The 25532-nt window shown below is 42.5% G+C and carries 16 protein-coding genes; 8 read left to right on the top strand and 8 right to left on the bottom strand.

Annotated features, from left to right (window positions below; translation table 11 throughout):
* Position 1 precedes the first annotated feature (1 nt).
* From AOM43_RS14035 to tkt, 4 genes are all read right to left on the bottom strand, one after another.
* Positions 2–4282: a hypothetical protein gene (locus AOM43_RS14035; RefSeq protein WP_275452240.1), complete on the bottom strand. Its 4281-nt coding sequence runs from the start codon at positions 4280–4282 to the stop codon at positions 2–4.
* Between the two features lie 283 nt (positions 4283–4565).
* On the bottom strand, positions 4566–5963 hold the full coding sequence (hemG, locus tag AOM43_RS09825) for a protoporphyrinogen oxidase (protein ID WP_006341412.1): 1398 nt from the start codon (positions 5961–5963) through the stop codon (positions 4566–4568).
* On the bottom strand, positions 5953–6972 hold the full coding sequence (gene hemE / locus AOM43_RS09820; RefSeq protein ID WP_006341411.1) for a uroporphyrinogen decarboxylase: 1020 nt from the start codon (positions 6970–6972) through the stop codon (positions 5953–5955). Before hemE ends, hemG begins: the two co-directional genes overlap by 11 nt.
* A gap of 13 nt (positions 6973–6985) precedes the next feature.
* The gene (tkt, locus tag AOM43_RS09815; protein WP_059360050.1) at positions 6986–8989 is read right to left on the bottom strand and encodes a transketolase; all 2004 of its coding nucleotides are present in this window, start codon (positions 8987–8989) and stop codon (positions 6986–6988) included.
* A gap of 209 nt (positions 8990–9198) precedes the next feature.
* On the opposite strand from tkt, the gene AOM43_RS09810 reads away from it, so the two are divergent.
* Positions 9199–10071 (top strand): hypothetical protein, encoded by an 873-nt coding sequence (locus AOM43_RS09810; protein ID WP_059360048.1) that lies wholly within the window; start codon positions 9199–9201, stop codon positions 10069–10071.
* On the opposite strand, the gene AOM43_RS09805 is transcribed toward AOM43_RS09810, so the two are convergent.
* Genes AOM43_RS09805 through AOM43_RS09790 form a run of 4 tightly spaced genes read right to left on the bottom strand, consistent with a single transcriptional unit; the run spans position 10061 to position 14589 of the window.
* Complete coding sequence (locus tag AOM43_RS09805) at positions 10061–11182, bottom strand: glycosyltransferase family protein (RefSeq protein WP_006341407.1); 1122 nt, start codon at positions 11180–11182, stop codon at positions 10061–10063. The genes AOM43_RS09810 and AOM43_RS09805 overlap by 11 nt on opposite strands.
* Positions 11183–11198: 16 nt before the next feature.
* The gene (locus tag AOM43_RS09800; RefSeq protein ID WP_059360046.1) at positions 11199–12797 is read right to left on the bottom strand and encodes a hypothetical protein; all 1599 of its coding nucleotides are present in this window, start codon (positions 12795–12797) and stop codon (positions 11199–11201) included.
* Complete coding sequence (locus tag AOM43_RS09795; RefSeq protein WP_006341405.1) at positions 12794–13456, bottom strand: polysaccharide deacetylase family protein; 663 nt, start codon at positions 13454–13456, stop codon at positions 12794–12796. Before AOM43_RS09795 ends, AOM43_RS09800 begins: the two co-directional genes overlap by 4 nt.
* Positions 13453–14589: a glycosyltransferase family protein gene (locus tag AOM43_RS09790; protein WP_006341404.1), complete on the bottom strand. Its 1137-nt coding sequence runs from the start codon at positions 14587–14589 to the stop codon at positions 13453–13455. Before AOM43_RS09790 ends, AOM43_RS09795 begins: the two co-directional genes overlap by 4 nt.
* Positions 14590–14807: 218 nt before the next feature.
* On the opposite strand from AOM43_RS09790, the gene AOM43_RS09785 reads away from it, so the two are divergent.
* The 7 genes from AOM43_RS09785 to dnaK all read left to right on the top strand — a co-directional run bounded on the left by AOM43_RS09785 (position 14808) and on the right by dnaK (position 25233).
* Positions 14808–15566 carry a VIT1/CCC1 transporter family protein gene (locus tag AOM43_RS09785; RefSeq protein WP_006341402.1) on the top strand — a complete coding sequence of 253 codons (759 nt, stop codon included), beginning with the start codon at positions 14808–14810 and terminating at the stop codon, positions 15564–15566.
* 7 nt (positions 15567–15573) lie between these two features.
* A complete protein-coding gene (locus AOM43_RS09780) occupies positions 15574–17586 on the top strand; it encodes a heavy metal translocating P-type ATPase (protein ID WP_006341401.1) in 2013 nt (670 codons plus the stop codon).
* A gap of 72 nt (positions 17587–17658) precedes the next feature.
* The gene (locus tag AOM43_RS09775; RefSeq protein ID WP_006341400.1) at positions 17659–18024 is read left to right on the top strand and encodes a hypothetical protein; all 366 of its coding nucleotides are present in this window, start codon (positions 17659–17661) and stop codon (positions 18022–18024) included.
* A 169-nt stretch (positions 18025–18193) separates the two neighbouring features.
* Positions 18194–21313 carry an NAD-glutamate dehydrogenase domain-containing protein gene (locus tag AOM43_RS09770; RefSeq protein WP_006341399.1) on the top strand — a complete coding sequence of 1040 codons (3120 nt, stop codon included), beginning with the start codon at positions 18194–18196 and terminating at the stop codon, positions 21311–21313.
* A gap of 79 nt (positions 21314–21392) precedes the next feature.
* The gene (gene hrcA / locus AOM43_RS09765; protein ID WP_013924468.1) at positions 21393–22538 is read left to right on the top strand and encodes a heat-inducible transcriptional repressor HrcA; all 1146 of its coding nucleotides are present in this window, start codon (positions 21393–21395) and stop codon (positions 22536–22538) included.
* An 88-nt stretch (positions 22539–22626) separates the two neighbouring features.
* On the top strand, positions 22627–23226 hold the full coding sequence (gene grpE, locus AOM43_RS09760; protein ID WP_408633521.1) for a nucleotide exchange factor GrpE: 600 nt from the start codon (positions 22627–22629) through the stop codon (positions 23224–23226).
* A gap of 27 nt (positions 23227–23253) precedes the next feature.
* A complete protein-coding gene (dnaK, locus tag AOM43_RS09755) occupies positions 23254–25233 on the top strand; it encodes a molecular chaperone DnaK (protein WP_006341396.1) in 1980 nt (659 codons plus the stop codon).
* The last annotated feature ends 299 nt before the right edge of the window (positions 25234–25532 follow it).

Raw genomic sequence — 25532 nt, 5'->3', positions numbered from 1 at the left:
ATTAAATCGAATGCATGGACCATACAAGACCGGGGGGATTAACACCTCCCAAGCTTAAATTAATTGTTAATCCACTTGAAACATAGAATAGTCCGACGACATCATTTTGTGAAAGGTTTACATCTCCTGCTAAGACGACCTGTCCTGTTCCTAAAATCACTCTTAAAGTTAGAAGAAGGAGAATATTGACATCTAATACCGGAATGTTTCCCGTAAGTAAAGTTGTTGTTGTCGGAGAGGTTCTTCTGATAGCGAAAGCAGGGTTTACTCCCGCGCCAATTTGAGCGCTAAGAGCCGCAGTTGCGTTGTAGTTGATTGTGACTTTAATCGCATATCTACCGGTTGAAGGAACTGTAAAATTCCCAGTGGTGGCGTTGAATCCTGTCCCTGTGTAATAGGGGTCAGCTGTCGACCAACCTGCGATTTGTGTCGTGGCGGAAGTTAGGCTAAATGATGAAATGGATGCAGAAAACTGTAAAGAGGTTCCAGATGGTCCAGTAGGACCCGTGGCCCCGGTAGCTCCAGTTGCCCCAGTAGCACCTGTTGGTCCTGTCGGACCTGCGTCTCCGGTTGCCCCGGTGGCTCCGGTCGGACCTGCGTCTCCGGTTGCCCCGGTGGCTCCGGTCGGACCGGCTGGCCCTGTAGGACCTGCGCCTCCGGTAGCACCTGTTGCCCCAGTAGCACCTGTTGGTCCTGTCGGACCTGCGTCTCCGGTTGCTCCGATTGGCCCAGTAGGACCCGTGGCTCCAGTAGCTCCAGTGTTACCGGTAGCGCCTGTTGATCCTGTTGGACCTGCATCTCCAGTTGCGCCAGTGACTCCGGTTGGGCCGATTGGCCCAGTAGGACCCGAGGCTCCAGTATCGCCTGTGTTGCCAGTCGCACCTGTGGGTCCTGTTGGACCTGCGCCTCCGGTAGCACCTGTTGCCCCAGTAGCACCTGTTGGTCCTGTCGGACCTGCGCCTCCAGTAGCACCTGTTGGTCCTGTCGGACCTGCGTCTCCGGTTGCTCCGATTGGCCCAGTAGGACCCGTGGCTCCAGTAGCTCCAGTGTCGCCAGTCGCACCTGTGGGTCCTGTTGGTCCTGCTGGACCTGCATCTCCAGTTGCCCCAGTGGCTCCGGTAGCGCCTGTGTCGCCAGTAGCACCTGTTGGTCCTGTTGGACCTGCATCTCCAGTTGTCCCAGTGGCTCCGATTGGCCCAGTAGGACCCGTAGCTCCGGTAGCTCCAGTGTTACCGGTAGCACCTGTTGCCCCAGTAGCACCTGTCGGACCTGCATCTCCAGTTGTCCCAGTGGCTCCGGTTGGGCCGGCTGGCCCTGTAGGACCTGTGGTTCCGGTAGCACCAGTGTCGCCAGTAGCACCTATGGGTCCTGTTGGACCCGCATCTCCGGTTGCCCCAGTAGCTCCAGTAGCTCCAGTATCGCCTGTGTTGCCAGTAGCACCTGTGGGTCCTGTCGGACCTGCATCTCCAGTTGCCCCAGTGGCTCCGGTTGGGCCGATTGGGCCAGTAGGACCCGTGGTTCCGGTAGCGCCTGTGTTACCAGTCGCACCTGTGGGTCCTGTTGGACCTGCATCTCCAGTTGCTCCAGTTGCACCGGTTGGGCCGATTGGCCCTGTAGGACCCGTAGCTCCGGTAGCTCCAGTGTTACCGGTAGCGCCTGTTGGTCCTGCTGGACCTGCATCTCCAGTTGTCCCAGTGGCTCCGGTTGGGCCGGCTGGCCCTGTAGGACCTGTGGTTCCGGTAGCGCCAGTGTCGCCAGTAGCACCTATGGGTCCTGTTGGACCTGCATCTCCGGTTGCCCCAGTAGCTCCAGTATCGCCTGTGTTGCCAGTAGCACCTGTGGGTCCTGTCGGACCTGCGCCTCCGGTTGCTCCAGTTGCACCGGTTGGTCCTGCTGGACCTGCATCTCCAGTTGCCCCAGTGGCTCCGGTTGGGCCGAGTGGCCCAGTAGGACCCGTGGTTCCGGTAGCGCCTGTGTTACCAGTCGCACCTGTCGAGCCGGTTAATCCAGTGGGACCTGTAGCTCCGGTAGCGCCTGTGTTGCCAGTAGCACCTGTGGGTCCTGTCGGACCTGCATCTCCGGTTGCTCCAGTTGCGCCGGTCGGGCCGATTGGCCCAGTAGGACCCGTGGCTCCAGTAGCTCCAGTATCGCCTGTGTTGCCAGTAGCACCTGTGGGTCCTGTCGGACCTGCATCTCCAGTTGCACCGGTTGGCCCAGTAGGACCCGTAGCTCCGGTAGCTCCAGTGTTACCGGTAGCGCCTGTCGCTCCAGTAACACCAGTGTTACCAGTAGCGCCTGTTGGACCTGCATCTCCGGTTGCTCCAGTTGCGCCGGTCGGACCGATTGGCCCAGTAGGACCTGTAGCTCCCATTAATCCTGGTGCTCCAGGATCTCCTTTCGGTCCTGTGGGACCTGTTGGACCGACAGGACCAGGAGGGCCTCTTTTAGGTTGTTTGCATCCGCTGAATAGATCGACAAAATTTTCGGCTAATTCATGCCCATATTCAATCTTTGTGATTTCATCGATTGCGAAAAGTTGTTCATATGACTTTAAAGAAATCAGATGGTTCGTGATTATAACCGCTAGTTCATTAACAAATGCTTTTTCATTAAGATGGGCTAAATAATTTTTAGTTGTAGAGGAGGGAGTGGAAGGAATATTTTCAGCGGAATGTACATGGGCGTTTTCATCGACTTCGTAATAAAGGCAATTGTAAGGCTTCCCTTGATTGAAAAATTCTTTTTTTAAAAGTAAGTTGGAGCCATTTTTATATTGATTAACAACTTGGTTCCCTTCGGAGTCAAATTCTTTGATTAATAGATTAAGTCCATCATTTGAATATATTTTTGTAAGAATCCGACAGTTTGCATTTTTTGACTTTAGAAGCTGTCCGCGTGGATCGACATCCAAAAACGCCATTTTAGCATCACCATCAATGGAATATTCTCTTTCTTCAACAACATTTCCATTTAAATCGTATTTATAAGATGTGTAGGCGAATACGTTATCTTCCCCATCAGATGAGCTTTTGGCTAGCAATAGGCCTACGTTTTGTTCAGTATTTCCCCAAAATTTCCGATCGATTTGATAGGGTGTATTTTTTGAGTCAAATTTGATAATTGCGAGTAATTGTTCACGTTCATCAAACTCGTAACGGTATCGATTTTTATAATGGTCGTATACATCTGTATATTGATCCTCGTACAGGAAGTAGTGACTTTTGGAATTAGCCTGATTAAAATCTGAATGGTGAATGTTGCTGACTTTTCCTAAATGGTTATATTGAATGTCAACGGAATTCAAATCTTCGGATGTCTCCTTCACAAGTAAACAAAGATGATCTTTGATTTGGTATTCATATGTTTTGTCATTTAGGTTTGTTCCAGTAACTTGTATCAATTCACAAATCTCAGTACCATCAGCAAAATGAAATGAACTAAAAAGATATTCGATTGTTTGCTGATCACTTGTTGTAATCGTAACAAACGGTTGTTGTTGATCGAAAACATATTCAAAATGGAGATCAAAAAGATTTTGTTGTGATGAAGAAAGAATTTCAATGGTTTTGAGGTGTCCATTTACATCATACGAAAAGACTGCTCGATTGCCATTTGGGAAGTTTTGTTGAATTAAATGAAAGTATTCAGGGATGTCTACTTTTTGGGCGAGGCAAGGAAGTAGCTCTTCTCCTAGCATGGGATTAGAAGGTTCTACGCATTTCTCATATATTTTTTTTGTCCCATCTCCAAGGTGCAAAATACATCGATTCTCCTCACAATATAAACGACTATTTCGGTGGTTGTATTTACCACTCATTTCCTGTGTCGATGTATTGACAATTCCCATCCCATCCTGAAGCATGTTAATGGCTAAGGGGCCTTTCCCAGTCCCACTAAAGCTTAGTATTCCGCCAGACGGCATTCCTACAAAAGCATATTTTTGTGCAAAAGTACGCTCTTTTAGAGTTTCTGGGGCGTTGCCTTTGATCAGAAAAAATTGAGAAAAAAGTCGCCAGCATCCGGATCCTTGTCCAGTCACATAGTTTCTTGCATTGTAATGTCTTTCTAAACAAAAATTATCTGCGTATGGAATTTCTAAATCGACTACAGATTCGCAATAGTCCCCGTTCACGACATTCACAGAATTCATGATGCAGGCATCTAGATCTGACTCCGTTGACGAAATAAGGTAAATGGGTAAATTTGTATAAGCGTTAAAATTCAAGGCAATGAATATGCAAATCAAACTTGTATAATGTTTAAATGTAAGAAATAAATGCATGTGACATCCATTTGTCTAATTTAAAATATAGATTGGTGGAATGGTAACACGATTAAATTTTTTTATATAGGTATTTTTTGTTTCTAATCACCCTCTGTTTAAAAGTGAAAAAATGACTCTCACCAGAGGGGGATAAATTGAGCGGATGCAAATCCATCTGTAAAAAATTTACAGTTACTGATTTGACTTATAGCGAATTCTGAAAGACATTTTACGAAGATTCGTTTAATCAAATAAAAGTTTTAAATGTCTTATAAGGAATACGATTCTTATGGAATGCGCATCATGATTTTTTATTTGCATTTTTATGGAAATAATCCGCGACGTCTACAGATTTTTTGATGCAGTCATTCACAGAAACGCCAAAAAAAGAAGATCCTAAAACTTGGAAATGCGGGTGTATGTTGGCCGCGATCTGTTGGATCATTTTCACTTTTTCATGATGTCCAACTAAATACTGAGGAATCGCCTGTGGGATTATTTTAACGGCGCACGTATCAGGTGGTTGAAAAATGTCTAAGTGTTTTTCAACGGCTTTACAGGCAAGAGCAATAAATTGTGAAGCATCTAAGGTTGCAAAATGGTGTGGGCAAAAAAGGGCGCCTCCGATCATGACAGTTAAACGCGTTTGGTTGGGAATCGCATTTTGTGTGGGGAATACAGAAGAATCCCAAACAATACCTAAAATCTTTTCTTTTTCTCTAGAAGGAATCAGAAAACCAAATCCTTGCTGTTTCAAAATAGGTTGATGCCAGCCTAGATTAACGACGGCAATTGGAACGTGTGGGATAGACGTTAGCTGCTCGATGAAGGGGGCGTGATCAGTAAGCTTGACTAAAGCATGAGAGGGGAGTGTGGAGAATAAATAATTGGCTTCTAGTGAGCGCTTATCGTTGAGCTGAATTCGAATGGCATCGTGATCGAAATTCAAAGCTGTAACAGTGTGGTTTAATTTAAGCTCAGCAGTAAGGTGTTTCGAAAGCTCTTTTGGTAGAGTCTCAATCCCTTTTCGAAATGAAAAAAGACTCGTTTTTTGCATTTTACTCTGAAAATCGCTTAAGGAATAACTTTTTTTGGGAGAAAGTAAAAATCCTTTTACTAGCGAGCCGTAGGTTTGCTCCATTTCATGAAAAAGGGGAAAACAGGATCGGATGGAAAGTTTTCGAATATCTCCTGCGTAAATGCCGTTGACAAGCGGATCAATGAGCGTTTCAGCGATTTCGGGTGAAAAGCGACGATTAAAAAAAGAAAAAATGCTTTCGTCAGCTACTTTTGTTTTAGGCCTTAGAAATTCTCTTGCGATCGGCCAAATGGTTTTTTTTGTAAGAGGAGAAGTCAAAAATGAAAAAAAACCATTCGGAAGAGGATGTAAAGTTTGATCCTTCCAAAGGTATCTTTTTTTTGCTTCAACATTTTCGGTAATGATGTCATTTTGCAGCTGCAAACTTTCGATAAGTTTGAGCGTTTCCAATCCTGCTCCAGACGGGCGACAACTTCTAGGGCCATATTCAAATAAAAAACCATCTTGATGGTGTGTATGCATATATCCACCAGATCGATTTTCTTTTTCAAGAATCGAAATGTGGATATTTGTGCCCAGTCTTTGTTTTAGCGACCATGCGAGAGTGAGCCCACTAATGCCCGCTCCGAGTATGACGATATGAGGCTTTTTAACGGTCATTTTGGACACAATCCACTAAAGTATGAACCGCTTCCATGGGAGTATCAGGATGAATTCCGTGACCTAAATTAAAGATATAGCCAGGGTCTTGGTGCATATCTTTGAGCATTTGTGAGACATGTTGCCGGATTGTTGGGTTTGGGGCGTACAAGATGTCAGGGTCCAGATTTCCTTGTAGGGCAATCTTGGAAGGAAGCATTTGTCGCACAGCTTTTAAATCGCTATTCCAGTCCAAACTAATGGCAGCAGGTCGGAGTGAGGCAAGTGAGGGTGCAAATACTGAAGAACCTCGGCAAAAGAGAATAATGGGAATGTTGGTCGAAGCAAGTGCATCTACGATTTTTTTGAGATATCCAAGGGAAAATTCTTGAAATTGAAAATGTCCCAAAACGTGCGCCCAAGAATCGAAAATTTGGAGGGCTTTTACACCCGACTCAATTTGGAGTTTCAGATAATCAACGGTTAAATCAGCCAGACGATTCAAAAGTTGATGAAAACTCGCAGGCTCTCGCAGCATCCATTGTTTTGTTTTCTTTAGGGTTTTGCTTGATCCTCCCTCTATGAGGTAGCTGGCTAGTGTAAAAGGTGCGCCGCAAAAACCTATAAGGGGGACTTTTAGATGCGGAAGCATTGTTTTGATTGCTTCGGAAACGTAGCTCAAGGCCTCGGGAATGTGGACGTTAGGAAGATTTTGAATATCCTCTAAAGTATTAAGAGGACGTTCTATGATAGGGCCTTTCGTTTCTTCAAATCGAAGCCCCACTCTGAGGGCTTCTGGAATAACCAGAATGTCAGAAAATAGAATGGCTGCATCCATACCAAATGTTTGAATTGGCATTAATGTGACTTCAGTCGCCAGCTCGGGTTGGTGGCACATGTCTAAGAAAGAATATTTTTCTCGCATGGCTCGATACTGAGGCATATAGCGACCCGCTTGGCGCATGAGCCAAACGGGAGGGCGAGCCTGATTTTTGCAGTTTAGGGCATCAAGAAAAAACGAATGGCTCATGGAGTCCTTCAATTTAGAGGATTTGTTCTAGGATTGCATTAACAGTAAATCCAAATTCAGTTGCTAGCGCACTAGCAGGAGCCGAAGCACCATAACTTTCCATGCTGATTGCAGTGCCTGATCGGCCAATATATTTATGCCATCCTTGCTCTACCCCTGCTTCGATGCTCACCCTTTGACCAAGATCTCCACCAAAAATGGACTCTTTGTATTCTGGGTTTTGTTTTTCATAAAGTTCCCAACAAGGCATAGAAATGACTCGCACGGATTTACCAATTTTTTCTAGTTCTTTGGACACATCTAGCGCTAGGGAAACTTCAGAACCTGTTGCGATAAGTGTAAAGTTAGGAGGAGAAGAGACCTCTTTCTTGATGATGTACGCACCTCTTGCAACACCTTCCGAATAAGGCACATTTGTGGAATCAAGTGTTGGAAGATTTTGTCTTGATAAAATGAGAGCTGTCGGTCCTTTATAATTGAGCGCTGCAATCCATGCCATACGCACTTCATTGGCATCGGCTGGGCGAATCACATGCAATTGTGGCATTGCGCGTAAAGCCGCCAGATGTTCAATCGGTTGGTGTGTTGGACCATCTTCTCCTAAGAAAATCGAATCGTGTGTGAATTGGTAGATAACCTGTTGTCTCATCAAAGAAGCTAAGCGGATGGCATTTCTCATATAATCGGAGAATGTTAAAAATGTTCCGACAAAAGGAATGATCATTCCCGTTTGCGACATCCCCGTTGCCATTGTTGCCATTCCAAATTCGCGGATTCCAAATTTGATGTTGCGTCCTTTAAAGTTGCCTGGTGTGACAATCGGGAATTGCTGAATCATTGTTAAATCGGATACCGACAAGTCCGCTGAACCACCATAGAGGAAGGGAAGAAGATCTGCCAATTTTTCTAAAACAACTTGGGACGCTTTTCGGCCCGCAACAGGACTCTTGATTTCTATAGCTTTCAGTTGCTCTTCCAGATTAACTGGCAGCTTTTTATGAATCATGATTTCCATTTCTTTTAAAAGCTGAGGATTTGTTTTTGCCCATTCTTCAAATTCTTTTTTCCAATCCTCTTCCACTTGAGCTTGTTGCTTTTGTCTTACTTTAAAGAAATCGTAAACAGCTTGTGGAACAAAAAAAGGCTCTTCAGGAATCCCTAAAGCAATTTTTGACGCTTTAACTTCTTCTACACCAAGAGGTGAGCCGTGGGCCTGAGATGTCCCTGCTTTATGTGGAGAGCCTTTCCCGATGATTGTATGGGCAATAATGAGCGTGGGTTTTGTTTGATTTTCTCTGATGTGCGAAATGGTTGTATGTAGTTCATCTAAATCATTGCCATCAATTTCATACACATCCCATCCATAGGATTTATACCGTTCAAACGTATTTTCGGAGCCAGATTCCTGGAGAGGACCATCCAGTGTGACATGGTTTGCATCATAGATGGCGATTAAATTGTCGAGTTGAAGGTGTCCCGCGAATGCCGAAACTTCTGAAGTCACACCTTCCATGACACAGCCATCACCCATCAAAACAAAAACTTTAGGGTTCAGAATTTTTTGCTTAGGCGTATTAAAGCGGGCTTCCAAAAGTTTTAGACCTAAAGCTTGTCCAACGCCATTTCCTAATCCTTGGCCGAGCGGACCCGTTGTTGTTTCAACACCATCTGTATCGAGAGATTCAGGATGACCTGGAGTTTTAGAGTGAAGTTGTCTAAAATTTTTGATGTCTTCGAGGGTGACTTGGTAGCCAGCTAAGTGCAAGCAGGAATAAAGAAGCATAGATCCATGACCGGCGGAAAGGATAAAGCGGTCACGATTCATCCATTTGGAATCTTTGGGGTTTTGTTGAAGGGTGTGTCCCCATAAATAGGCCCCAATTTCTGCGCAACCCATGGGAAGTCCTGGATGTCCAGAATTGGCTTTTTGAACAGCATCCATCGATAATCCGCGGATCGTGTTCGCGATCTTACTTAGAATTTGTTTAAGATTGGGGTCTAAAATCTTTTTCTCCATGGAGGGCTCCAGCTATTGTTAAATGGGATTAATTCCTACACTGTAGCTGCCTTTCTCAAATCCAGCAAGCATGTTTTTATTTTTGAGAGCCTCAGAAAGGCAAAATCGAGCAGTGATATTTATTTTTAATTGTAAAGTATTTGTATATGGGATTGTTAATTAACAATAATGCTTATTTATTGGTATAATATAATAAAATAGGGGTGTTTATGAAAGTGTCATTTGATCAAAATCGTTGCTATTTCGGTTCTTTTACAGCAGAAGATGATAAGGATCCAAACACAGGAAAAAGTGGGGTTCGTTATTATAAATTTCCGGTTAAATTATGGGGCGCGATTCCTGGGTTTCTAAGGTTGATTGGAGTAGTCACAAAAATAACCGATTCTAACTCAAAAATTGTCTATGTCAACCGTAATAGTTTAGTTAACTGGTTAGATCGACACAAAAAAGAGGCTTCGAATCCACAGGAATTTGCTGGATATCTAAAAAAGAACGCATTTCAAAAAGCCATTGAAATGATCTGCAAAAATGTTCAAAAACCATCGACCAATTCTGTTCCTGTAAAAAATCCTAAAGGGAGAGACTTTGGAGCTTCTTCTGTCACAAAAAATCCTGAAGTCCGAAATGAAGAAAAACGAGGAGAAACTCTGCCTCCGGCTGTTGTCTATGTGCAGGATCCTAGTGATGCTCCATTCTTTAATCGCATAGAAGGATTAGGGAAGATTTTTGAAAAGCTGACTGGTTCTAAAGCTGTTGAGTATAGACCCATTCAAGTAACCCAAGAAAAAAATATCATTTTCCCTTTTGTGATAAATGACCGAATTCAGGATTTTTTAAAGTTTGAAAAATTTATTCAAGATCTCAAACATAATAATTCTCATGCAAAGATCATTTTATTAGTGATCAGCCAATCATCAGAGGTCTTCAAGAAGCTGGAGGATTATGGGCAACATGAGAATGTTTTAGGGCTTTATTCTAGTACGCCGGACATGAGTGGTCTAGGGGGGCCAGGGACTGCACGTCTTCACGATACAGATCAAGTTTTAGCTGACCTAACAGCCGCCGTTACAGCTAAGAAATAAATTTAGCTTTTTTTTGTTTTTCTATAAGGCTTTGAATGCCTCGACGCATATTTTCCGCGCCATTGAGGTTGATGTCGATAGTGGGAAAAGAGGAATTCAAAGCTTTTTCAATAATTCTACGTAACCGATCGGGAGCTAACTCCTCTGGAGAAATCACCTGCAGAATGTTTTTAAGTGCAAACTGTTCTGCACGTATCCGTTGCTTGCTGAATTTTGAAGGATAAGGATAGATAATTCCTGGTGTTTTGGTTTCACACAAATCAATAATCGTGCTCCCTCCTAAGCTGATCGAAAGTGCACATTTCTGTAATTCCTCTGTGAAATTTGAAAGAAAAGGAACAATGCGGATATTGCCTCCAATGATCTGTTGAAATTGCCATAAATCTTTTGCCAAGTTTGGGTGGGCCTGGGGTCCAATGACTAGCAAAAATTCATAATCAGGAAAAAAAATCGAAACTTCTGCGGCTGCTCGCAGGAGTTCTCCCCCAATAGATCCTCCTCCCATCGTCACCATAATGCGTTTTAACCGTTCGCCTGTCGATTGTGGTACTGCGTGACCACTGGAAACGTAGCCTGTGTAAACAAGTTTATTCCCTAGCTTTTGAGCTAGCGAGGATGTTTCATGGAGATTGAGAATTTGCGGATCACAATGAATGAAGACTTTGTCATAATAGCGATCAAGGATGGGATAAATCGATTCGATTTGTTTGGAATCCGTGGGGATATAATCTAAGCATGAGCAAATGATTAGGCAATCTGGGTTGATTTTTTTTACACGCGAGATGATATCTAAAACTTCATTCTTAAAATCGTGTTTTCCCATGGGAAAGGATTGAGAAACAAAGAACTGATAAGGAAGTGTTAAAAATGCCTCCAGATAATCACGTCGTTTTTTTAAGATATATTCGTAGGATTCTACCGCACTAGGGATGTGGGAAATAGCAGGAAGAGGAATTTTATGAAAACGAGGGGATGGAAGGGTTTGATGGATCTCTCGACCACCCTGAAGGAAATCGATATCAAAATTTTGCACAAGGCTTTGGCACAGACGTAACCCTCGTACTAGGTGGCCTATTCCCAAAAGATACTGACACCAAAAAAGTCCTCTCATCGGGTATCCTTATTCATTATGAAATGTGGATCACTTTTAAAAGATTGTCATTCACCACAATAATTTTATTCCCATCGCAATACTCTTCTTTGAAAAAGACAAGCACTTGGGCTACCGGCTCTTGTCCCTTAAATGGAGGCAACTGACCCCAGTAATAAAACTGACCTCCAGGGGCTTTGAGCCATTTGGGGACAATCTGTTTCGTTTTTCCCGCATTAAAATTCAAAAAAAACTGCTTGATATAATCATCGTGAGCCTTCTCTAAAACCGGATGATAGACGTAATATCCGCATTGTTTTCTGATCATTTCAATTTTTCTTGGATCTCCATTTGAGGCAATAATAGCATCCCTTAATTCAAGCGAATTAACCTCTCCAAGGTGCCCATGGAACATCGGATGTGGAATCAAAAAAAATGGCGTATGGCGTCCAAAAAACCGTTCATGCGGATCCATAAAATTATTGTAAAGCCCATAACGTTTACCACTTTTCCCGACAACATACCAGTGTACACGGCCTTCAAAAGGAGAATCCCACCAAGCCAACTTCTGTGCATTCCAAAGGATTTTTTTAGGTAAGAGGAAAATCAAAAGAAGCGCAAAGATAACCGCATTCCACGGTTTAAATAAGGCACTTGAAGCCTCGAAAGGAAGAAAATGGAGAATGTTCATAAAGGCAAAATGGATCAAAATCGACTGCCAAAAAAAGATTCCCGACAAGGCAAACACCAGAAAATGAAAAAGGATTGCTTGGAAACACCATATTTGAGCCAATAGGGAGGAAAAGCCGCAGACAACCCATCCACACTCGAAAAAGAGCGTGCCAAATTGAAAAAGACGATCATAAGGAGCGATTTTTTGAATCCATTGTAATCTAGTTTGAACATTCTGTTGACGCATCCATCCCCAAAGATAAGCTGAAATGGCTAGGTAGTGAATCCGATTATCCATGGCCCAGCTATACCAATGTTTGCCCAACTTCATTTTTGCCACACCCGAATAAAAGTAATGGGCGGCAATCACCCATAAAAAGAGAAACATAGGGACTGCCAAGTGTGGAGGGTAGGGGGTGCGCAAGAAAAATTGAATTCCATTAATTAAGGCTGTTGTCGCGATTAAAGAGGCAAACATTTGCAATATTCGTAGAGCCATAAGCTGGTGATGATACCAGGAGCGGTTATAATGGATGGCGAGAAAGATGAATAGCACAATGAATCCAGGGTAAAAATAGACACCACATAAGGCGCCTATTAAAGCTAAGCGGGATGGGATGCTTGGCTTATCCGTGACAAGATCGCGATCTAACGTCGCTGCTTTCCAGGTGATAATGGCGCAGATGAAAACAATAAAAAATCGCACAATTTCTGTGTCATCAAATGTCTGCCAGTTAAAAAACGGCCAAAATATACCGCTCAATCCAGTTAAAAAAAGGGGGGGAACCCATCGATAAAAAAAAATATCGTCGATTTTGCTTAGGTGTTTTTCGGTCTGCGCTCTAAAAAGATCAGATTCTGAATGTAACTTAGTGAGATCGCCTGAAAAGCACAGAATGCCTCTGTTGACTAAAGGAAATAAAACAAAAGAACAAAGAATGAGGACATAATCAATAGGATTCATGTTTGCAGCTCACTGAAGAAGTATGCCGTTACGTTTTCCTCATTCAATTTTTTTAATAACAGATCGAGAAAAGAAAAATCTAAATCATCCATCATGGCATGATGTAAGAGGATTCCATAGGGATGTAAGGAGCTTTTCCTCACTTCGTCAAGAATGAATGTATGAGGAATATATAACTTGCGTTTACTTGAATGTAAGCTTAATGCGACGTCCAGATTTTGAATGCCTACAGCAGGCGTTGTGTGAGAAGCATCGCTTCGAGACAAAATTTTATATCCGACCTTAATCAAAGTAGGTACGAATTTATCCGGAAGGTTATTCCAAGGAGGGGTAAAAGCAGGAAAATAGAGATTTGGAAATAGCTTTTCCAGGATTTCTTTCCCCTCGCCCATTTCTTTTTCAACATCTTCCAGTGAGCGGGTTTCGTCAAATTCACAACGTTTGCCAATGGGGATACGATTGACGTGCGCATAGCCATGTGTGTGGATTTGAAGAATATCTTGTTGATCTGCAAAAGTTTTTGGAAGATAAAGCTCTTCGCAACTGCGTGGAATAGCAGCGACATTTAACTTTGTTTGATGAGAAGCAAAAAGATTGAGCAGCTTTTGAAAGCGCTCTCGATTCCATCCTAAATCATCATCACGAAAAAAGATTTTCATTTTTTATTTAAAAGCTCAAGTAATAGTTTAGCTGAATTTTCTGCACCATTCCCATTGATTTGAATGTCGGGGAACGGTGTCGCAATTCGATCTCGAATGAGTTTGATTAATCTTTCTGGTTTTAAATCTTCAGCGCTTAACACAGTCACAACTCCTTTTTCTGCAAATTTTTGAGCTCGAAAAGGTTGTTCACGCGTTTTGGGTGATACATAAGGATAGACAAGACCAGGTGTACGTGTCTGACACATATCTGCAAGAGTGCTTCCTCCAAGAGTGATCAATAAAGCGCTGCGACTTAAATGCTCGGTAAAATTCGGTAAAAAATGGGAGATTTGGATGTTGGAGGGATGGAGCATTTTTTGCATCACTTGCAAATCATGATGAATCGTTTTGGGAGAATTAGGGCCTAAGACAAAGTTAAATTCATAATCGGGAAAGAAAATCGTGATTTGCGCAACTGCGTGCAAAAGCTCAGAACATACAGCTCCGCCACCCGCAGATATCAGAATTTTTTTGGATTTTTCTTTCGGGATATGCTCTGGAGGTGGTGTTGCAACGTAGCCTGTGTAAAAGATTTGATTTTGGGACTCTCGTACGACACTTGAGGTTTCTTCTAAGCGGACAAAATTAGGATCTGAGTGGACAAACAGATAGTCATAGAAATTATGTAAAATATCACCTGCTTCTTTACAATTTCCTCCTCCATTATAACAGACGTCGTTGACTGAGCTGATGATTAGACAATGGGGATTAGCTTTTTTGAGAATGTCTATAATTTCCAAAATTTCTTCCGTAAAGGCTAATTTTCCCAAGGGGAAGGAATCTGTAAAGAAAAAGGAGTAAGGTTCCTGGGTTTCTTCTAATAGCGAACGAATTAAACGTCTTCTTGCTTCGAAAGTACTAAAAATATTGCGTTTGGAAGCGAGAACCCCAACAATTGGGTCTTGGTCAATATTTGAAATAGCAGGAAGAATGAATTTATTGAAACGAGGGGAATCGAAGGATAGATAAACATCCCTTCCTCCTTGAAAAAAATCGATATCAAAATGCTTTGTAAGCGCTTGACATATGCGTAAGCCTCGGACAAGATGGCCGATCCCCAAGACATATTGACACCAAAAAAGTCCTTTCACCGTCTATACCCCATCGCTATTTTTTGTCTGTCAATTAAACGTCACATTGCGGGTTCAAAATTTTAAAATCAAATTAAAATTTGTCTTTTTGAGGTTTTGCTGAATAGGCATTTTTTTTGTTTTGATTGACTGAGATTTCCAAGAGGTTTCTATCAATTTATTCAAGAGATTAGGTATAGTCAAAAGATGCGAAAAATGGAAAAAGTAGGAAAATAGCGATGCCAGATAATAAGTCTCCCTCCCACTTTAAAGGAAAAGATGCCATTGACCATGTTGTCGAAGCGCAGGCTGAAGGATTAATGGCTTCTGCTGAAATTCACGGGGTAGAAATGCCAGGTCATTTATCCGCGGGAACAGATGCCGCACGAGAAATGGCGCTAGGGCTTTTACTCCTTGGAATTGTGCTATTTAAAAGCGGATTGTATCTGGGCACAACATGGAAATTACTGCTCATTTTTGCTCTATCCTGGGCGATCTGGAAAGCAGGGCGTAGCGCTTGGCTTGGTTGGTCAAGGCTTGAGCGGTTACACCGGGTGCTTAAGCAAGAGAAATGGGAAATTGAACACAATCGAGCACAAGAGAAAGAAGAGCTTAAAGATTTATACGCCGCGAAAGGATTTGATGGTCAGCTATTAGAGGATGCTGTGGATGTCTTGATGGCCGATGGAGATCGTCTCCTACGTGTGATGGTTGAAGAGGAATTGGGTCTATCCCTAGAAAAAACAGAACATCCTTTGATGCAGGGCGTTGGTGCTCTGGTGGGAGCTCTTCTTGGCGCTACGATTTGTTTGCTGACTGAATGGTTAGTCCCCTATTATGGCCTGATAGTTGGAAGCTTTGTTGTTGGTGGTGTGGCTTCAGCTTACGCGGCTTATCAAATTGGCAATCGTTATATCCCCGCTATCGTATGGAATTTAGGCCTTTTCTGCTTAAGCGCTGGTTTTCTCTACTTTTTAATCCCCTATGTTTTAGGTTGATCGATACATGCATCCTTCTATTCCCGCAGAATCTGCACATTTAAAACGTCCTGTTGTGTTTGATGACTTTTTTGATTTTGATGAACAGGAATCCGCCAGCCCTTTTCTGACTCCAGAATCAAGATCTTGGGCAATTAATCTCACATTAAAAGCCTCCATTTGTGCTGCATTTTTGTTGGCCGCTGCTTTTATTTGTTCCTTTTATGCGCATTTACAGCCTATTTCCCATATTTTGCTTGTATCCGTGTATTTTTTAGCGGGTATTCCAGCCTTAATTGAGTCTTTGGAAGATTTGGTTGATCTGGATATTAATATTGATATCTTAATGACACTGGCGGCTTTCTCCTCTATTTTAATCGGAAGTGGGATGGAAGGGGGCTTGCTTTTGGTTTTGTTTGCTTTGTCGGGATCTATGGAAGATGCGGTGACAACGAAAGCCAAAGGGGCCATGAGTAGTTTATATAAGCTTTCTCCTACACTGGCTTGTGTGGTGACACCAAAAGGAACTTTAATTGAAAGATCTGTCAAAGAAATTCTGGTCGGAACACGCATTCTCGTTAAAGCGGGCCAAATTGTTCCGCTAGATGGCAAGGTCATTGATGGGATTTCATCTGTCAATTTAGTGCATTTAACGGGTGAGAATTTTCCTATTACAAAAAAAGTGGGGGATTCGGTGCCGGCTGGAGCGCGTAATCTGGATGGGTTTTTGACTTTGGAAGTGACTCATACAAGCAACGATTCGACCTTGTCTAAAATCATTCAATTAGTGACCCAAGCGCAAGAAGCTCGACCGAGATTGCAGCGCTGGTTTGATGCGGTCAGTCGTCGCTATGCCATTACTATTATCTTAGTCTCCTTTCTTTTTGCCATCAGTTTGCCCTGGCTGTTAAATCTACCCTTTTTGGGAATGGAAGGCTCCATTTATCGGGCGCTGGCCTTTTTAATCGCGGCTTCACCTTGTGCTCTGATTATTGCCATTCCCATCGCTTATTTAAGTGCAATAAGTGCTTGTGCGCGTCGGGGAATTTTGCTTAAGGGAGGCCTTTCGTTAGATGCTTTAGCTTCATGTGCGGCGATTGCTTTTGACAAAACGGGCACATTGACGACAGGGGATTTAACATTTGAAGCAATGGAGCCCGTCGGGCAGACTACCCATGCTTTTGAAGAGGCCCTTAATGTGGCCTATACCTTGGAAATGAATGCCGTCCACCCAATAGCTAAAGCCATTTTAAAACATGGTCATCAAACGAAGGCTTCTCCCTTGCCAATCAGTGCCTTCAAAAGCGTTCCTGGATATGGATTGGAAGCTTATATTTCAAGCTCTAACGGGGAAATGAAAACTTATTTAGGACGTGCTGAATACATGCTACCTCATTTGCCTGCAGATAAAGTGCAGATGCTCCAAGCCAAAATTGCAGAGCATCAACAAAAAGGAGAGCTTATTGCGGTTCTATTGATCGGGCAAGATGTTTTTCTTTTACGTTTTCGGGACACCCCACGCGATTTGATCAAGGAAACATTGCAAAAGATTAAAGAAGAATGGCATTTGCTTTTAGTGATGTTGACGGGGGATCACCAAGCTAGTGCAAAGCGTGTGGCAGATGATTTAGGTATTTCGGAATATCATGCTGACCTGACGCCCGAAGATAAACTTAGGCACGTCTCTCAATTAGCTCAGTCAAAAGGGCTTGCCATGATTGGAGATGGGGTTAATGATGCTCCTGCGTTAGCGCGTGCAACTGTCGGAATTTGTATGGGGAAAGTGGGAAGTACAAGTGCAATCGATGCCTCGGATATTGTCTTGTTGCAGGATAACATCGAACAGCTGAACTGGTTGATTGGGAAAGCTCATCAAACTCAAAAAATTGTGCGACAAAATTTAACGCTTGCAGGATTAGCCATTGTACTGGCCAGTTTGCCTGCCCTATTAGGATTTATTCCCCTTTGGCTAGCCGTAATTTTGCATGAAGGCGGCACTGTACTTGTTGGGCTTAATGGATTACGTCTTATGCGAGATTGAAATAAAATGGGTTGACATTTTGTCATGCTTAATTTACGTATCCCATACAAAAAACTTTTTGGAGGTTGTACTATGTTTGAGCAGTACACAACATTAGATTGTATAGGAGATGTGGTAAGTATTCTTCCTGTTTCTCAGCAGCTCGTTGGAGGAGTTGGTGTTCCTTTAAACTGTGCAAAATTGTTTTGGCATACTTCGATTTTAATTCGTAAGCACAGTCTACTGTGGATGCAGTCGATTGGTGTTGATGCAGAAAGAATGGCAAAAATTCAGTTGAAGAAAAAAACGTTGAATAAGCAAGCTGTTTCAGCGTTAAATTCTGATTTAGAAAGAATCATCGTGAATATTTTTCGCATTATTCCAATCGTTGGGACATTGACTTCAGCCATGCGCTTAGGTTTTAATACTTTTGTTTTCTTAGTAGATGCAAGAGATTAAGATTCTTGTGAGGATCTAAAAAAACTTTGATCCTTCCTTCATAAATTCCTTCGTCTCTATCTCTGCCATTTAATTTTTAAATATGTGAGATTGATCAAATTACCATGAATAACTATGATCCAAATTAGGATTAATCGTTAAAAAGACTCTCTTTGCTCCAGGAGCTCGCATGGAAAATACAAAGCCTCTTACATTATCTCATGAGCAACTTGCCATCGCTGTGCAAAATGAAAGCCAGAAATTTCAGGGGTATTATCAGTGGCTTGAACGCGCCATGTCCCCTGCTTTTTTTGAAGATATCAGCGAAGAAAATATTATGCTGATCACCCACAGTTTAATGGGGTTCCACGTCCAGGAGTTTTTTTCTACCATCCACTTAAAGCACGCCGCTATTGTGATGTGCTTAGACAGTGCAGATGCTGATTTACGTATTTTGAAAGATTATGCTCTGTACGGAATCAAAAATTATCAAACGTACGTTTCCAAAATTGCATTGCCATTTCCAGGTGTAACCGCTAATTTACGCATCGCCTCGCTTTATTTTACTGAAGCCATTGAGCCAGCGGCTCCAGCTTATCCCCCTAAAGAAAAAGAGGAATTACGCGCGCTTGTGAAAGAGCGTAATCCGCAAGTTTCGGATGAAGAATTTGAGCGCCTTTTATCAGGGATCAATAATCGTTTTCTACGCGCTCTTCCTGTTGATCGTTTGATTCTGGCACTAGACATGTTTTTCAGAGCCAAAACACGCGACAATTGCCAATATGAAGTTCGCTACAATGAAGATTGGCAAGAAAAAGGGTCGGCTTCGATGCAAATCGTTTTGGCATGGCGTAATACTCCAAAATACAATTTCTTATATCGTTTAGCGCGTACCATTCAGCGGCATGGACTTGTCATGAAAAGGGTCAATGCATGCTATATCGATCCCTACAGTAAAAATAGCATTTTGCTCATGGTGCTAAGCCTGCATGGAAGTAACGGAGAGGCTGCTTGGGATGTGGCCGATATCCCTAACTTTTTACGTGAATTTGTGACAGTGAAATACTTCGCGAGTTTTGATGCAATCGACCAGCAATTAATTAGTAGAGGCGTCATCACGGGGGCGATGGGGAATTTTCTTAGAGCCGCCGTCAGCTTTATTCACCAGGGATTGATGAATATCGATGCACACTTGTATACACCTGAAAAAATAGAAGAGGATTTGTGTCGACATCCCGAACTCACGGCACAGATTTGTGAGGCATTTAAATCGAAATTCGATCCAGATACTTGCAATGTAGAAGCGTATTTGAAAATTCGGAAGAAGTTCTTGGAAGATGTCGCGAATTTGGATACGGGACATGAAGAGAATGACTTGCGTCGTAAAAATGTTTTAAGGCAGGGAATGAATTTGGTGCATTATTGCTATAAAACTAATTTCTATCGCGTCAACTATACCGCTTTAAGTTTTCGATTGGATCCCCATTATCTGGATGATATTCCTTTTGATAGACAAAAGAAATTTCCAGAGCTTCCTTTCGCCATTATTTTCATCAAAGGGATGCATTTTTTTGGTTATCATATTCGCTTTAAAGATTTATCGCGCGGTGGATTAAGAACGGTTTTCCCTTCTCAGACAGAACACATGGTAAGTGAAAGAAATAAGGTCTTCGCAGAATGCTACAACTTAGCCTATACTCAACATAAAAAGAATAAAGATATTCCAGAAGGGGGAGCGAAGGGGGTTCTATTTATCAAGCCATTCGATCGTTTAGATTCGGAAACGTTGATCTTGAAAAAAGAATTAGAGGCTTCCTTAACGGATCCGTTGGGGATTGAAGAGAACCTCGAAATGTTTAGAAAAGAGCAATCAGAGGAATTTCTTTATCAGGCTCAGAGATCCTATATTGAAAGTCTGCTAACGATTGTCAATTGTAATCCCGATGGCACATTGCGAGCCAAGTATATTGTTGATTATTGGAAAAGGCCTGAATATATTTATTTAGGGCCGGACGAAAATATGCACGATTCCATGATTCAATGGATTGCCGCTTTTAGCAAGAAATATGGGTATAAACCGGGCGGTGCATTTATCTCAGGTAAGCCTATCGTAGGGATTAACCACAAAGAGTATGGTGTGACATCTTTAGGTGTGAACGTCTACATGGAAGCTTTGCTTCGCTTTGTTGGGATTGATCCCACGAAGGATAAATTTACAGTGAAAATGTCTGGTGGGCCTGATGGCGATGTGGCGGGTAATCAGATTTGCAATTTACATCGTTATTTTCCAAATACAGCTAAGTTGTTAGCCTTAACCGATATTTCTGGGACCATTCATGATCCCTATGGATTGGATCTGTCCATTTTAGTCGAGCTTTTTAAAGAACGAAAGTCCATTCGTTACTACCCACCAGAAAAATTGAATGATGGGGGCTTTTTAGTCGATAAGGAGTCAAAACGAAGTCAAACAGCTTTTACTCAGCAGGTGCTTTGTTGGAAAAAGCAAGATGGTAAGTTGGTGGAAGACTGGATTTCTGGAAGTGATATGAATCATTTGTTAAGGCATAACGTGCATCAGACCAAAACAGACGTTTTTATTCCGTCAGGAGGAAGGCCGCGTACGTTAAATCAATCGAATATCGATGATTTCTTGGATGATACAGGGATTCCGACTTCTCGTTTGATTATTGAAGGAGCGAATCTGTATTTAACACCTCAAGCTCGTCGTTTTTTAGAAGAGAATGGGGTTCTGATAGTCAAAGATAGTTCCGCCAATAAAACAGGTGTGATTTGCTCTTCTTTTGAAATTTTATGTGGTTTGGCTCTCAGTGATGAGGAGTTTATCGCCAACAAAGATCAACTTGTCATGGAGATTTTAGACCGTTTAAAAAAATGTGCATCTAACGAGGCGCAGCTGCTTTTGCGTACATTGGCGGAGCAAGGGGGGTATTTAACGGATATATCTGAGCTAATCTCTAAACGGATCAATCAGTTTACCTATCAATTGTTGGATTTTCTCGATGAAATGGAACTTTCGAAAGATCCACATGATCCCTTAATTCGTCGGTTTTTACGTTATTGCTTGCCAACTCTGCGAGAAAAATTTCAGGAAGACTTGTTGCGTGAAATTCCAGAACACCACAAAAAAGCGATCGTTGCCTGTTCCATTGCATCGGATTTAGTGTATTCGCGCGGCGTTTCTTGGTTTCCTTCGATTGTTGATATCCTTCCTCTTTTGCTCGAGCAAAAGGAGGAACATCTCTATCCTCCGAGAGGAAAAGCCTTGCAAAACAAGGAAATCAGCACTTAAGTACCTAGACTGCTAAATCTGACTTGACCTGTTTTTGCTTTCTTTGTATACTTGGGTATAGAAAACAAGGAGAGCTTTTGTGAAAGTGCCAGTCGCTTCTAAGAAAAGTCATAAGTCTAGTCGAGAAAAGCAAGTTTTGCTGGGATTGGTCGAGTTTTACCTCAATACAGGGAAACCCGTCGGTTCGCATACTTTGCAAGGAGCTGGATTTGATAATATTAGCTCCGCGACTATTCGCAATTACTTTGCAAATCTCGAGCAAGAGGGATATCTTTCTCAGCAGCATGCTTCTAGTGGAAGAATTCCAACGAATAAAGCTTTTAGACTTTATACCGAGGAATATATCGATGCAGCAGTTATTGCGCCCGAAGATGAAAAAGTTTTACAGGCTTTACGGCAAGTTGAGACGCGCGAGATAGCCTCTTATTTGCAGTACGCCGCAGAAACGTTATCTCAATTAAGCAATCAAGCCGTTTTTTTATCGGCTCCTCGTTTTGATCAAGATTACTTAGTGGAATTAAAGCTCGTTTCAATCGATCATTCCCGCTGTTTATGCGTCCTCGTGACAGGATTTGGAATCATTCAAACAGAAATCCTTTACGTGAACAAGAAATTAAATGCTTTTACTGTTAAAAGGCTTGAGCTTTACTTTCATTGGCGTTTGACAGGACTTGATAAGCCCACTTCCTTGACAAAAGAAGAAGAGCTCTTAGGGCAAAAAATGTATAATGAGTTGATGGTTCGCTATATCGTCGGCTACTCCAATTTTACAGATGAAGAAGTCTACCGTACAGGATTTTCTAAACTAGCGACCTATGCAGACTACCAGACACCCACATCCCTTGCAGTAAATTTGGCGTTATTCGAAGATGCTCAAAGCATGCGATTGCTCTTGCGCGATTGCATGAAGCATAATCGCTTAAAAGTTTGGATAGGAGAGGATTTACTTCCGTTTTCTACCGAGACTCCCACATGCAGTGTGCTTGCGATTCCCTATCGCATTAATCAACATAATGTAGGTGCTATCGGGATTTTAGGTCCCGTGCAAATGCCCTATCGAAGATTATTTGGAATTTTAAAAGTTTTTTCAGAATATATTAGCGAAACGCTGACCAGACATGTTTTTAAATTTAAACTTAGTTTTCGTCAGCCTCACCGAGCCACGTCAGAAAAAGAACTTCCGCTTTTTAACCACTCTAGCTTTTTGTTAGAAGATAAGCGGTAAGACTGGCGAGGATGCAGTAATAGCTTAAGAAAAGAGGTTTACCATGGCAAAAGCCGACAATAAAAATCATGAAAAGGATGAACGCGAAATGGATAATGGGAATGCGGAATGTGCGTGCTCGCATGAGTGTCATGCAGACCAAGGCGAAGCAAATGCTTCTCCGCAAAAAGAAGAGGCAGAGCCAAAGGTTATTTCAATTGATGAAAAAGAAATTGAAGCTCTTCGCCGAGATGCCGCAGACAATAAAGATAAATATTTGCGCATACTTGCGGAATCGGACAATCAAAGAAAAAGACTGCAAAAAGAACGGCAAGAACTCATTCAGTATGCTATTCAGAATGTAATCGCAGATTTTTTAAATCCGATTGATCACATGGAGAATGCTTTAAAATTTAAAGATCAGATGTCCCCCGAAGTCAAAGGGTGGGCTCTTGGATTTGAAATGATTTTGAATCAATTTAAAGATGTGTTAGCCAACAATGGAGTCATCCCGATGACTTCCGTCGGCACGCCATTTGACCCACATTTCCATGAAGCGATTGAAATGGTAGAAACAAACGAGTTCGCTCCAGGAACTGTCGTAGAAGAAAATTTGAAAGGTTACAAAATGGGAGATAAAGTCATTCGACCTGCCCGTGTTAAAGTCGCAAAAGCAGTCAATGGCCAAACTTCCGAACAAACCGAATAAAAAGAGCAAGAGATAAAAGGAGATCATATGAATAAAAAGAAAGGAAAAATTATTGGGATTGACCTTGGAACAACCAACTCCTGCGTTGCTGTGATGGAAGGCGGAGTTCCAAAGGTGATTGCTTCGGCGGAAGGAAGCCGCACAACACCCTCAGTCGTTGCTTTTAAAGGAAACGAAAGATTGGTGGGCATCCCTGCAAAACGTCAAGCAGTGACAAATCCAGAAAACACCATTTTCTCATCCAAACGTTTTATTGGACATAAATACAGCGAAGTCGTCAACGAAATCAAAACAGTGCCCTACAAAGTGACCGAAAATGCAAAAGGGGATGCTGTTTTTGAAGTTCAAGGCAAAATTGTAACGCCAGAAGAAATTGCGGCTCAAATTTTGATCAAAATGAAAGAGACCGCAGAGGCTTATCTCGGTGAAAAAGTAACAGAAGCTGTGATTACAGTGCCTGCCTACTTTAATGATTCTCAGCGGCAGTCCACAAAAGATGCGGGACGTATTGCAGGCTTAGATGTTAAGCGTATTATCCCAGAACCAACAGCAGCCGCGCTCGCTTATGGTTTAGATAAAGAGAAAACCGAGAAAAAAATTGCGGTATTCGACCTTGGCGGTGGTACCTTCGATATTTCGATTCTTGAGATTGGGGAAGGTGTTTTTGAAGTTTTAGCGACAAACGGAGACACGCACCTTGGTGGTGATGACTTTGACCATGCGATTTTGAATTGGATGCTTGAAACATTCAAACAAGAAACAGGTATTGATCTACACAATGACAAAATGGCGTTGCAACGCTTGCGTGATGCAGCAGAGAAAGCGAAGATTGAATTATCTGGAACACAGTCCACAGAGATCAATCAGCCATTTATCACGATGGATGCCACAGGCCCTAAACACTTGTCACTGAATTTGACCCGTGCAAAGTTGGAAAGTCTAACAGCAGAACTTATTGACCGTACACGTGAGCCTTGCATCAAAGCGTTAAAGGATTCCGGTCTTTCAAAGGACGATATCGGAGAAGTTATCCTCGTTGGCGGGATGACTCGTATGCCTGCCGTGCAAGAAGTGGTCAAATCCATTTTCGGTAAAGAAGGACACAAAGGGGTAAATCCAGATGAGGTTGTGGCTGTCGGTGCTGCGATTCAGGGTGGAGTTCTAGCGGGTGATGTGAAGGATGTTCTTCTATTGGACGTGACACCTTTGACGCTTGGAATTGAAACGATGGGTGGCGTTATGACACCACTAGTTGAAAGAAACACCACAATTCCAACACAAAAGAAACAAGTCTTCTCAACAGCCGCAGACAATCAGCCTGCAGTGACCATTCGAGTTCTCCAAGGGGAGCGTAAAATGGCGAACGACAACAAAGAAATCGGCAGATTTGATTTGGCTGACATCCCTCCTGCTCCACGTGGAGTTCCTCAAATCGAAGTCGCATTCGACATCGATGCGGATGGAATCTTGCATGTATCAGCGAAGGATAATTCTTCAGGGAAAGAACAAAAAATCCGTATTGAAGCGCAGTCAGGATTGCGTGAAGAAGATATTCAGAACATGTTAAAAGATGCGGAATTACATTCGGAAGAAGATAAAAAGCGTAAAGAGGAAGTGGAAATTCGCAATGAAGCAGATTCTCAAGCTTTCCGTGCTTCTAAGGCTCTTGATGAATACAAAGACAAGCTTCCAGCAGAGATTGTAAGCGAAGTCCAAGGTAAAATTGATGCTGTAAAGAAAGCTCTTGAAGGCACTGATTCAGCTCGTATCAAATCAGCTAAAGAAGATCTTGAAAAGAGTATGCAACACATCGGGGAAGCGATGGCAAAAGCTGGTGCAGCTGGAGGTGCTCATGCATCCGCAGCAGCTCATGAAGGCCAAGCTCATCAGCAATCTTCTTCTTTTGAAGGTGGACAGTCACATGGCGGCCATCACCACGAGCATTCAAAAGATGATGATCAAATAGAGGAAGCCGAAGTTGAAATTATCGATGATAAAGATAAATAACTCGCGCAAGACACAGTGATTGTCTTATCGAAGACCTTCCTATCGTTAGCTAAGCTTACGAAGGAAGGTCTTTTTGCTGTGCATACTTTTCCAACCCATTCCACTAAAATTTGAGATTCTTGCTTATCAAATATTTTGGTACAGCGAGTGCTTAGATCCAAACATTTTTGGCTATTAGATGTTCGGTCTCGGTTTCCTTTATTTGATAGGGAATAAAGAGCCTTGGAATGATATTTTCCATGGAAGAAGTGCAATTCCTTAAATAAGAGTAGATCCCCAGAAAAGAATCGTTCAATTGT

Source organism: Parachlamydia acanthamoebae (assembly GCF_000875975.1).
Lineage (GTDB): Bacteria > Chlamydiota > Chlamydiia > Chlamydiales > Parachlamydiaceae > Parachlamydia > Parachlamydia acanthamoebae.
Note: the sequence above shows the minus strand (reverse complement) of the source record. Positions and strands in the feature narration are given on the sequence as shown.